Here is a 12551-nt window from a genome sequence, read left to right as displayed (position 1 = left end):
TCCCTCTCATTCCTCCACCGCAAATACCAAGACCCGCTCATTACTGTCTAACGTTAAGCAGGTACTCAGCAATAAAACTTGTTTTCCTTCAGCAGCCGAAAATGACTGACCGCTCAGCGCACCCAGATAACGCAGATAGGCTTTAAAATGATCCGCATTGACAAAATCTATCGTCCATGGATCAAACAAGTCATTAGCGGATGCGATACTGGTCTGCATGACCGCCTTTACCAACCAGCTTTTATCAAGAAAAGTGATTGAAATTTCATCTATCGGCTGATTGATCAAATCAACCAGCGGACTGAAACGCAGATTGGTTCCTATTACATGATGTCCATAAACAATCAGCAGCGGATCATTTAACCGATTGTCCGCGTCTAAAAACACACAGCCATATGCGTCAGGCTCACCCTTTGCGTCATGGCTTAAATAAAATTCATTATCCAACCCCCAAACAACCGGCTCATGGATTGCCAAGGCAGGGATTGACAATACGGATAAAATCATTTCATCCCTGACCAGCGGCTCTGCTGCCTCCTTTCCCATTTCTTTTACAGGCGCCTGCTGATGTATTGATGACTGCCAGTAAGCAATATGACGGCTGCCCTTCATCACTGATTGATCTAAACGGTAAACCATTAAACAACCTAAAACAATTAGTATTAACAAGAAGCTGACGCTGCGCATACTGATCCCCCCACTTACTATATAAGCAGCAATAATTAAAAAGCCTAAAAAAAATACTTTATTTTTCAAAAGTATTTTTTCGATAACAGCATCGTCCTTCTTTAATTGTTGCTAAAACTTCAATATCACGGATTTTCATCGGATCAACCTGTCTTGGATCTTGGCTTAAAATCACAAAATCCGCCAATTTGCCCATTTCAATCGAACCGCGTTCATTTTCTTCAAAATACTGATAAGCAGCATTAATTGTCACTGCCTTTAATGCATCTTCGATACTGATTGCTTCATCACTGCCAAGCCGGCGCCCGCTTTTCGTCACTCGATTCACCGCACACCACAATGTTTCCAGCATATCGGGCTGAATCACTGGTGTATCCTGATGGAATGTATAAACAACATTCTCAAGGATTGCTGAATGCACCGGTGAAATCTCAGAAGCTCTCGCAATACCAAAATTCTCACAATGAATATCGCCCCAATGATAAACGTGAGCAATAAAGAAACTCGCGATCATTTGCATCGCACTCATAGCATGCAGCTGATCCCGGTTTACCAATTGCGCATGAATCATGACTGGCCGCAGCATACTTTGTTTATCCCCTAAAACACTCTGATATGCATCAATCAGCTGCTGAGCCGCCGCATCGCCATTACAGTGAACTAACAGCTGCACTCCCTCAGACTGACTCTTTTTCACATACTCTTTCACCTGCTCATCATCATATACCGGATAGCCGCAATAATTATCACTGTGCAAATAAGGCTTAAGCATCCAAGCCGTTCTGCCCTGCGGCGAGCCATCGAGGAACAGCTTATAGCCCGCTATCCGCAATCGCTTCTGCGCATGCCGATACCGCTTCTCATCACTTAGAATATGAGCGCATTGCTTCACATCCACATAAGCTGCCACATCAACGATTAGCTGATTCTCCTCTGCCGCCCTTTTCAGCAGCCGCCATTCCTTCTCTCTGGCAATTCCCTCCTGAACAAAAGTAATACCATTTTTCAAATAAATATCCTGAGCCATCTTCAGCTGTTTCAGCAGTGCTTCAACAGCAGGCTGAGGAATCCCTGCACTTGCGTTAATAAATGCATTCTCCTCCATATAACCATTCAATTCACCGGCATCATCCCGGCCAAAACGGCCGCCTTTAGGATCAACAGTCTTTGCATCTAAGCCTAAAGCCTTCAATCCGACACTATTGGTAACCCCCATATGGCCGCTGGCATGAGTCAGCATGATAGGATTCTCAAGAGAAGGAAGATCAAGATCAAAACGACTCGGATGCCGTTTCTCACGCAGATAATTATGATCATAATTAAAACCGATGATCCAATCCGCTGCTTTCAGCTTTCTTGTCTGTTTAAAATTTATAAGCAGCGTCACGATCTCTTCAAAGCTTGCCGCATTAGATAAATCCACATAACCCAGTGCACTGGCCAAAGCCGTAATATGTGAATGGGCATCAATAAAAGCCGGCATCAGCGTACAGCCATGCAAATCAATCCATTCTGCCTCTTCATTATCAAATGCTTCAAAACCGATGATCCTGCCATGCTCACAAACAACCATCTCGGCGCATTGCCCGCTCATCGTTATGATCACACCATTAGTATATATTTTTTTCATTGTGCCATCTCCTCAGCATTATTATAAGCATCTATGCCAACCCTACTCACAAAGCTTGATTCTGATAATAAATCCCTGCGAAAGCATCAAGACTTACCGGTTTATAAAAATAATAACCCTGAACCATACTGCAGCCATTCACTTTCAAAAAATCAACCTGTTCCCGCTCCTCAATACCCTCCGCAACCGTTTTGATATTCAGCTCTTCAGCCATATGCAGGATATTTTTCACAATAATCTGACCGCGTTCAAGCCCAGCACTCTTTTTGAAAAACACAAGATCAAGCTTTACCTCATCAATCTGTAAATCCTTTAAAAGATTCAATGATGAATAACCGCTGCCAAAATCATCCAGTGAACAAATAAAACCAGCCGCCTTTAAATTCAATACATCCTTGGCAAATACATCATCATTATCAAGCACGATACTCTCAGTAAATTCTAAGATCAGCAGCTGATCCGGAATCTGATACTCAGCCTTCACACCTGTATAAAAAGCCAGAAAATCATCACATAACAAACTTAAACGTGATACATTAATTGAAATCATCAATGGCGGATTACCCGCATCCAGCCATTGTCTGAGCCAGCTGCAGACAGCTGTAAACATATACCGGTCAAGCTTGACAATAAAACCATTCTTCTCAAATAAAGGGATAAATAAATCCGGATTTGTCAATGAACCCAACGCTGCCTCCCATCTCACCAATGCCTCCGCAGAAATTATTTTCTCCTGATGCTGAATGTCCACCTTAGGCTGCAGATATACCTTAAATTGATGTTCCTTAAGGGCTGTATGCATATGGGCTTCCATCGCATTCTCAATCAATACCCGCTGATGGTCATCTTCTGAATAAAATGCATAATTCTCTCGGCCGCTCATACCTGATTTATGAGCCATATTGGCACGATTAATCAAGGTTTGTAAAGGCAGCTGACTGCCATCATTTGCAGGCATATAAAAGCCAGCCGTCAGGCGCATGAAATTGCCATGCCTTTCCATATGTTCAAGTTTATCAAACTGCCCGCAGAGATGGGCAAACCATAAGCTTACCGCAGGCTTATCCAGATCACACAGCAAACCGGCAAAATCATCAGCCCCAACACGGCAATATAAGCTGCATTGCGGATCCTTTGCGAAAAGATCTGATAATTTTTGAAGCAGTGCATCACCGGCATCATACCCATAGATATCATTATAATATTTGAATTTAGTGATATCGATATACCAGACAGTATAGTTATGATGTGATTCTTGAAGCAGCTTTTCACCGGTTTCAATGAATTTTGTCAGATTCGCGCAGCCCAGCAACGGATCCGTATAAGCCAAATACTTCAAATGATTCACATTTTGGCGGTTGATTCGATAAAGCTGATAACCAAAGAAGATAAAAATTAAAAGCGCTAATAAGACAATTCCGCAGATACCATATAGAATCCGATAATTATTTTCTGTCAGATTTACTGATGGGACAAAGCTTACCAGCATCCAGTCATTGATACCAATCGGTGTATACATTAAAAGCATCTCGCCCGCATCGTCATTATAGCTGTACAAGCCTGTGCCAAATGCCTTCAAATCAGCCATAAAAGCATCATATCCCTGATTCTTATACTTAATCTTCTCATCAATAGTAACCATTTCCTGATCAAGATAGTCAGTATTTGAGCGTATCAGATAGCGGCCGTCAGAGCGTATCAGATGTGAATATCCTGCCTCAAAGAATGACGCATCATCAATGATATCACGCAGAATCACACCATAATTAGTTGCTGTCAGCGCACCGATTACAGCCCCCTCCTGCATAATCGGTACCGCATAAATATAAATGATATGATCACTAAACCGATCTGCCATTGTATTTGAAACACCGCCAGTTCCCATAAGCGCCTCAGCAATCACCGGCTCATCAGCAAAATCATCATAATACACTGTACCGTCTACATCAGCAAGATACCCTGAGCCATCAGGCTGTATCAAGCCAAGGCGAATAAAACTATTGCGGCTGTTGACATCCTTGATCAGCGACATCAGCAGATCGACATTCGCTTCATCCATGGCACTGATAAATGTTGCCAAGGCATCTAATATTTCAAGATCACCTTTAATTTTCAAATTAACCGCATTCTTTGTCTGAAGCTGTGAAGATTGCATCGAGGCTATGCCCTGCTGCCGGCTCTCATTCAGCGTATCAGCAATCAGCCATGCGGAAAGCATAATAAAAAGCATACAGACGGCTAGTGCAGAAGTAATAAGAACTGAAACAGATTTTTTGTTTTTCGTCATAAAGATACCCTATAGTTTTTATTTATCATAGCATAGTTTTAATACTTAGGATAGTCCAGCCGTACTTATTAGCCAATAAATCCAGCTGCTGCTTCATTAAAAAAAGATCCTGTTTATTTTACTTGCCCACGAGCCAAGAAAAGGCTTACAATAAAAACAACAGGAGGTATATTTTATGATCTATAAATGTGGGATATGCGGATATCTTTATGATGAGGAAACAGAAGGTAAACGCTGGGATCAGCTTGATGAAGAATGGGTCTGTCCTTTCTGTACAGCAAGTAAAAGTATTTTTTCATGTGCTGATGAACCATCGGTGCCAGCTAATAATGATAATGCGTCAGCCCGGTTAAGAAGGAATGATGAAATTGAAACCGCGATGGATTTAATACATGAAATGGCGGCTGAGGGAAAAAGCAGAATTGATGCTATGAGGACGCAAAAACCAATTATTAATTTTGATGATGTTTTAATTATGGGCGGTCAGCTTGCCAATCCGCCGCTTTTAGATGATGAAGAGGTTTGTACACAAACAATCATCGGCAGTCATGCATTAAAACCGATGGTGCTTGATCATGCGGTGTATATTTCACATATGTCCTTTGGCGCCCTTTCCAAAGAAGCAAAAACAGCTTTAGCTATTGGCAGTTCAGCAGTGAAAACAGCAGAATGCGGCGGTGAAGGCGGTGTGCTTAAGGAAGAAAAAGCACATGCTTATCAATACATCTTTGAATACATTCCTAATAAATACAGTCTTACTGATGAAAATCTGCAGACCAGCGGCGCGATTGAAATAAAAATCGGTCAGGGCTGCAAGCCGGGCATGGGCGGTCATTTGCCGGCGGATAAGGTTACTGAAGAAATCGCGGCAGTACGCGGCAAACCAATGGGCATGGACATCCATTCCCCTTCCCGTTTCAGTGAAATCAATACAAAAGAGGATTTGAAGCATTTAGTTGATGAACTGCGTCAGCGCTCTTTAGGCAGACCGATCGGCATTAAAATCGCGGCAGGTCACATCAAAGAAGATCTTGAATGGATCAAAGCAGCCAATCCTGACTTTATTACCATTGACGGACGCGGCGGTGCTACCGGCGCTTCACCCAAATATCTGAAAGATAATACTTCTGTACCAACCCTCTTTGCATTAGCCAGAGCCCGTGCCTATATGGATGCACACGATATGCCTCAAGAGCTAATAATCACCGGCGGCTTTAGAACCAGCGGCGATATTGTCAAGGCCTTGGCGATGGGAGCTGATGCGGTAGCAATTGCGACAGCGGCAATGATGGCCTTAGGCTGTCAGCAATACCGAATCTGTCATAACGGCAAATGTCCGATGGGAATTGCCACCCAAGACGAACAGCTGCGGAAACGATTGGATGTTGACAAGAGTGCTAAACAAGTAGAAAACTTCCTTACCGCTTTGCGTGAAGAATTAAAATCCTTTGCCCGTATCTGCGGTCATCGCAGCATTCATGATTTTTCAATTAAAGATTTAGCTACAACCAATTCAGAAATATCAGCACATACAAAAATCAAACACGTATAAAATTAAAAAGCTTATGCCACATTCTCATAACATGGTATAAGCTTATTTTATTATTCCTCAGCAAGATCCTTAGTCTGTTTGCCGCTGATCGCTTCAATATCAATTTGAAGCATGGTGAGTCCATTCCAGAAGGCATCGATTTCCTTCTGACCTTCCGCAATTAAATCGGGGGCGTATTTTTCACAAAGCATGGAGATAGCATGGCGCTTTGCCGTTTCATCATCGATTATTGAAGCACGGCCAAACACAATCACGCTCTTATAAAATGTTGTAAACAGCTCTGGCTTCAAATCATCTTGACCAATTACACAGAAGGATACCTTTTCACATTGTCTGATTGCATCAAGCTTATGGCCGTTTTTTGCACAGTGAATATAAATTTTATTTCCTTCAAGACAATAATTAAGCGGCACCGCATACGGATATCCCTCATCCCCAAGCACAGCTAAAACGCCGGTAGTTGCTTGGCGCAGAATTTCTCGGCAGCTTTCTTCACTTAATGCCTGTGCCTTGCGCCGCAGAGCTCTAAATTCAGTCGGACAGCGCAGCGGCTCTGCATAAATCACATTAAACTCCTCGAAAATCACCGGCATATCCCAGCTGAATTCATATCCGCGCCGCTTGCCGTCAGCCGTAAAGTAATGCTCATGATTCTGCCGCCATGTTTCAAGACATGTATCTTCACCTTCAAGACTGCATAAAGCAAAATCAATTTCAGAAAAAGGTAGTGTCTGCAGGCGAGTTGTCTCAATAACACAGGCAGGATTGCCCAGCCAGTCAGTGACAATACTCAAACTGCCGACTTCAGGCAAATTATCCGCCAGCTCATAGTAACTGCTTGAGGTGGCTTTTTTCTTGCCCGTCAGCACTAATTCAAGCAATTCATCGGCACTTCTTTGGTTTAGATCAAAATGAAATGCCTCTAAATATCGAGTGTCCGCAGGCCGTTTGCTGTCCGCTAAAAACTGCTGCCAGTAGCGTTCAATCCGCGCTTCCCTATTCAGCGTATTTTCAAACCAATCGACACTCATCGCCATTAATTCATTAAAGGCGCTGTGATCACCGGTTAAAATATTAAAACAATGGTCAGCTCCTGATATTAGCTTCGATGTTGATAGTTCATGATGACTGACAGCCGCAATTTTTGACGCGCATTCAGGATCGACAACATCATCACGAGTACCGGCAATTGCCAGCACGCTTGCATCACTTTTCGCAAACACCGACAGCACATCACAATTCCGCGCGTCGTTCATCCATTCAAGACTCAGCCGCAAGGGGGCTCTGAATCCCAGCTCCAACATCGCATATCCTTGTTTCTGCGCAAGCGCATAATCGGCCTCATCATAAAGCTGCTGAACTTCACATGAGCCTGCCCAAGTAACAATTGATTTAAACCGCGGATTTTGACCAGCCGCCAGCATTGCCATTGTACCGCCCTGACTCCAGCCTAAAATACCTATAGCATGCTTGCTGATGGTTGGACAAGTATCAAGATAAGCCAGCACATCATTAATATCCCGCTGTGCTGATGTAAAGGTATATTCAATATAATCGACACGGCTCTCACCGGTTCCGATAAAATCAAAACGCAGAGAAGCAATACCTTTCGCCGCCAGCCGATTTGCCAAGTAAACATACCCATTGCCTGCCTCATCTTTATCACTGCCGGTACCGTGACAGAGAATCACAACCGGACAATCATGCTGCTGGGGAAGTGTCAAAACAGCTGGAATCTGATACTGATGCGTAGAACTTTCAATTTTTATTTTATTGATTGTAAATGACATAACCACTCCTAATCCATAATCGCATGGATAAATGCAAATAACTTATCATAATTATCTGCAGTTTCAAAAAGCATCGAGCCGTGAATCGCATCCGGAACAATCTCACAGATAACTCTTTCCTCACCGCACAGCTCATTAGCTTTTAAAGCAAAGTCAATGGATTGCTGCATCGGCACGATTTCATCACCGCTGCCATGCTGAATATAAATTCTCGGCATATCTGATTTAATATAATAAATCGGGCTGGCTTTACGGGTTAGTTCATTATCAACACAGCAATTTTCACCAAGCAGAATAGAGCCTGCTGAATCCAAAGAAGCATGATACGGGAACGCATTTTCTTCACTTTCCGGCATCGCGTTGACATAGCATTCATGCTGATCCTTAATTTCCTTGCGCAAATACTTATTAATCAAACTATTTGTTTGCAGCTGATGATCCAGAGTTGCAAATTCAGTAATTGGATACCAGGCGATAGCCCCATCGATTTTGAATTGCACATCCGCATTTTCATCATCCGGATTATCAAAATAGGCTTCATTATTAAACAAAGCTGCCATTAAAGTTAAATAACCGCCGGCACTGCCGCCCCATACCATCATTTTTTCCGTATCCAGCTGATATTCAGCACCATGTTTTTTTATAAAACGAATCGCCTGCTTGATATCTCTGATTGGTTCCGGAAATTTTACTTCCTGAGTCATGCGGTAATTCAAGCTCACGGCCGCAAAACCGCGCTTAATTGTTTCCTTAATTGCGTGTGCCATTTCACAGTCACGCTTATCCAGCGCCATAAAACCACCGCCATGAATAATAAAAATAAACGGTACCTTTTCCTGCTCAGTATCAGGCAGCCAAATATCAAGCTTCTGTAACTCTGAAGCATTGCCATAGGCAATATCAAATGAACCTCTTTTACCTTCAATCTCTAATTTGCCATCGGCTGCCGCCCACATTCTTTTTGTCATATGCTTTCCTCCTATTGTTTAATTATTGAACGCTGGTTAGCGCTGCTTATTTAAAATATTTCTCTTCAAAATCAGCGGCGGACATCGGCTTGCCGAAATAATAGCCTTGAATCAGTTCAATGCCGCTGTATTTAACAACATTATATTCCTCAGCCGACTCAACGCCTTCCAGACATACCGTCTTGCCAACCTCATGACACAGCTGAGTAATTGTACGAATAAATGTTGCATTAAACATATCCGTCGTAATTTCCTTCACAAAACCGCGGTCGATTTTCACAACATTGACCGGCATATTCTTTAATGAAAACAGCGATGAATAACCAGTGCCAAAATCATCCATTGCCAGCTGAATGCCAATACGCTTTAATTCGCTGATTGCTTCCTGTATTGAACCATCTTCCTGAGCTAAATAAGTCTCCGTCAACTCCATGATCACATTATCCGGACTGAGCTTCAGCTTCTTTAGCGTTTCTTTCATAAAAGGAAGAATATCTCCCTCAATCAGCTGCCGATAAGACAAATTAATACTGACTTTAAAATCCGGCTGATAGGCACACCACTTTTTACACTGCTGCGCTGCCTGATAAGCAATCCAATTACCAAACTGCACAATCAAACCACTTTGTTCCAACAAGGGGATAAACTCCACTGGTGATATATTGCCATATTTAGGACAGCTCCATCTAGCTAATGCCTCCGCGCCATGCAGCTTCTGATCCTTAGAGTTTACCTGCGGCTGATAAGCAACAGAAAAACCGACAAAACCTCGGTCAACACTTTCTCTAAGCATTTCCATCAGTTCCAGCTTTCGCTCCTTCTGTTTTAATATATCACTTGAAAAAAGGGTGAGACGATTTTTACCAATATGCTTTGAATGCTCCAGTGAATAATTGGCATACTTTAATAAATTCTGATAATTCTCTGCATCCTGCGGATAAAGCGCATAACCTGCCGACAATGTACAATAATATTTTCTGCCGTCATATTCCTGCTGACGATTGAAAACCGTCTGAATCTGCTGATAAAAAGATAAAACCTCATTCAGTCTTGGATTAAATAATACGACACCAAACTCATCGCCGTCCAATCGATACAGTTTAGCCTGCTCAGGCAATAGTGAATTCAGCTTGGAAGCGGTCAGACGCAAAATTTCATCACCAAAAGAACGATTGTATAAATCATTGATATTTTTAAATGAATCAATATTTAATACCATGATACCCAATTGTTTAACCTGATCCTTATTCATCAAGCTTTTCTTAACTAAGTCTTCAAACGCAAATTTATTATCCAAACCCGTCATCGGATCAATCTGGCGCTGTTTGCCAAGGTTTGAAATAATTCCCGCAAATAAATTCGGGCTGCCCTGTTCATCGCGAATCATATTGCCGCGGCAGCGCAGCCAGATCCACTCACCGCGAACATTTTTTGCCCGATACTCAATATTATGTGATTCAGCACGGCCATCGGCTATTTCTTGATTGCTTGCCAAAAAATCCTCAATATCTTCAGGATAAATCAGCTCAGACCAGAAAGCTGCAGCATTCTCGACAATCTGACCTGGCAGGCCAAATTCCTGTACCATTGTTTCCGGATATCTGAATACGCCGGTTTTCATATTGCCGACAAACAGATAATCATCACTGCTGGCAGCCAACGCCTCATACAAATGTTCCTTATCGTATTCAAAATCAACGGCGGTTGTGGCACCGGCATGCTTTAAATATTGATTTTTAGACTTCATGATATGATAAGCCCGCTGCTGTTGATACAGCCGCTCATCCGCTCTGGCAATGATATCCTCAGCACTGTAATGATCACTGGGATAAACCTCATACAAACCAAAGCTAAATGTAAATTCATAAGGTAATTGACCATTATCCTTATCAAAAGCCATCGTTTTTTGAATTTGCTGGACACGTTTCTCAGCACTTTGATAATTCTCACCATAGAACACAGCCATAAACTGATCGCTTTTCAGAGAAAAGAACAGCTCCTGTTCATGAAGCTGACGGCGAAAATAATCAGCAAAGGCACTAAGCAGACGATCACCCGCCGACCAGCCATATTGTTCATTAATCAGCTTCATATCATTAATATCACACATGACCACCGTCACACTTTTATTTTCATTTTTACCTAAGCGAATCAGCTGCATAAAAGAGCCGTCATTCGCGTTCAGATTAAAAGCAGCTGAATTAGTTTCACTAATTGACATTAAATCCGTAATATCGATTGAATTTTCAATAAAATACTGCTTCCCCTGCCATTCAAAAAGCTGATCATAATTTTTATACAAACGATGATTGATTGTATTTACTTCATTCCATACGCAGTCTTTCATTTGCCGGTTCGTCAGTAATTCACGCCGGTTACAAAAAGCACAGCGTTCGTTCATATCCTTTTGAAGCACCTTATAACATGGCTTTCCCTCAGGATCTACAAGCTGAAACCGCTGTTTCATCGTTTCGTTCATGTAAACGATCCGATCCGTATCAGCTTCTGTTATAAATACACCTGTGTCCAATTGATTCAAGACCACAGAATGAAATTCACTGCTCATGTCTTTTTCTGATTTCATAGCTGGCTCACCTTACTCACTCTATCACTTTTAATTGTAAACTTTTAACAGCATTGAAACAAGCGATATTTTAAATCATTTGTATTTATTCATTGAAAAACGATCACGTGTAAACACATAATGCTCATGATTTGAAAGGGTTGGCTGAAAATGATAGCCAAGCCGATCAAAGCCTTGTGCAGCTTCTGGCTCTTCAGCTTTTATTTCGGCCAGATAACGCACCATTTCACCACGAGCTTTTTTCACATAGACACCCTTCTCTTTATATCCATCATCACATTGTTCCATGAAATAGCATTTGATCATACGAACTTGGCTCTTTTTGTATCTTCTGATTATTTTACTGTATTGAACACTTGATAAATCAAGAATACACGATGATTCATCAAGACTTTCATAGAGCTTATTTCCCCAAAACGCATACAAGCTGTCCCATGGTCCATATTTAAAGCGATTGTTTAATTCCAGCCGATAAGGAAGCACACCGTCAAATGGCCGCAAAAGGCCATAAAAACCAGATAAGATACGCACATGTGCCTCACAATAAGCAAGCTGTTCATCGGTAAATACGTGCGGTGCCATTGATGTGTACTGAATCCCTTGATAGCTGAGCAGAGCCGCTGTTCCGCATTCATTCAAATCCATATGCTGATACTGTTTATATGCCTCATGAGCAATCACTTCATTACACTCAAGAATATATTGAAGCTGCGGCTGAGTGAATGAGCGAACGATTTCCAAAAGTCCGGCACTCTCCTTTAAGAAAAGCGGCTGATTCACTTCAAAATAATTATTATCACGATTCATCCGTTTAGCCGGAGAAATGATTATTTTCATACTATCACCAGCATTAAAATACCATAAATCAGCGGTTTTCTAAAGCCGAAAGCACTTATTTAACAAGATTTTAATGTAAGAACCAATTCGTAATAATTGATGCAATGCATTTAAAAAAAGATGCAAGTCAACATGGACGTACATCTTTTGTTAATAATTTAATATCATTGGGGGCAATGTCTTTCAATTCATGTCTGAATCAGAAAACACTTTTCA

Annotated in this window: 8 protein-coding genes and 1 pseudogene; 1 reads left to right on the top strand and 8 read right to left on the bottom strand. The window is 41.8% G+C overall.

Annotation, left to right across the window (positions count from 1 at the left end):
* Nucleotides 1–6: 6 nt before the first annotated feature.
* The 3 genes from DAHG_RS14355 to DAHG_RS14345 are packed head-to-tail and all read right to left on the bottom strand — an operon-like array spanning nt 7 to nt 4604.
* Nucleotides 7–687: a class B sortase gene (locus DAHG_RS14355; RefSeq protein WP_022939044.1), complete on the bottom strand. Its 681-nt coding sequence runs from the start codon at nt 685–687 to the stop codon at nt 7–9.
* A 58-nt stretch (nt 688–745) separates the two neighbouring features.
* Entirely contained in the window at nt 746–2317 is a 1572-nt protein-coding gene (locus DAHG_RS14350; RefSeq protein ID WP_022939043.1) for an amidohydrolase, read from the bottom strand.
* Nucleotides 2318–2363: 46 nt separating this feature from the next.
* Nucleotides 2364–4604 carry a putative bifunctional diguanylate cyclase/phosphodiesterase gene (locus DAHG_RS14345; protein WP_022939042.1) on the bottom strand — a complete coding sequence of 747 codons (2241 nt, stop codon included), beginning with the start codon at nt 4602–4604 and terminating at the stop codon, nt 2364–2366.
* Between the two features lie 175 nt (nt 4605–4779).
* Between DAHG_RS14345 and DAHG_RS14340 the strand changes: the two genes are divergently transcribed.
* A complete protein-coding gene (locus DAHG_RS14340) occupies nt 4780–6156 on the top strand; it encodes a glutamate synthase-related protein (RefSeq protein WP_022939041.1) in 1377 nt (458 codons plus the stop codon).
* Nucleotides 6157–6206: 50 nt separating this feature from the next.
* On the opposite strand, the gene DAHG_RS22155 is transcribed toward DAHG_RS14340, so the two are convergent.
* From DAHG_RS22155 to yaaA, 5 genes and pseudogenes are all read right to left on the bottom strand, one after another.
* Nucleotides 6207–6704: a pyridoxamine 5'-phosphate oxidase family protein gene (locus DAHG_RS22155; RefSeq protein WP_034457319.1), complete on the bottom strand. Its 498-nt coding sequence runs from the start codon at nt 6702–6704 to the stop codon at nt 6207–6209.
* Between the two features lie 21 nt (nt 6705–6725).
* Nucleotides 6726–7946: pseudogene (locus DAHG_RS20970) on the bottom strand (alpha/beta fold hydrolase); the annotation flags it as partial.
* Nucleotides 7947–7954: 8 nt separating this feature from the next.
* Nucleotides 7955–8914 (bottom strand): alpha/beta hydrolase, encoded by a 960-nt coding sequence (locus DAHG_RS14320; RefSeq protein WP_022939039.1) that lies wholly within the window; start codon nt 8912–8914, stop codon nt 7955–7957.
* A 46-nt stretch (nt 8915–8960) separates the two neighbouring features.
* Nucleotides 8961–11498, bottom strand: a complete 2538-nt coding sequence (locus tag DAHG_RS14315; RefSeq protein ID WP_022939038.1) for a bifunctional diguanylate cyclase/phosphodiesterase — start codon at nt 11496–11498, stop codon at nt 8961–8963.
* Between the two features lie 75 nt (nt 11499–11573).
* Nucleotides 11574–12335 carry a peroxide stress protein YaaA gene (gene yaaA / locus DAHG_RS14310; RefSeq protein WP_022939037.1) on the bottom strand — a complete coding sequence of 254 codons (762 nt, stop codon included), beginning with the start codon at nt 12333–12335 and terminating at the stop codon, nt 11574–11576.
* Nucleotides 12336–12551 lie beyond the last annotated feature (216 nt).

This window comes from Dielma fastidiosa, from assembly GCF_000313565.1.
In the GTDB taxonomy this organism is placed as follows: domain Bacteria; phylum Bacillota_I; class Bacilli_A; order Erysipelotrichales; family Erysipelotrichaceae; genus Dielma; species Dielma fastidiosa.
Note: the sequence above shows the minus strand (reverse complement) of the source record. Positions and strands in the feature narration are given on the sequence as shown.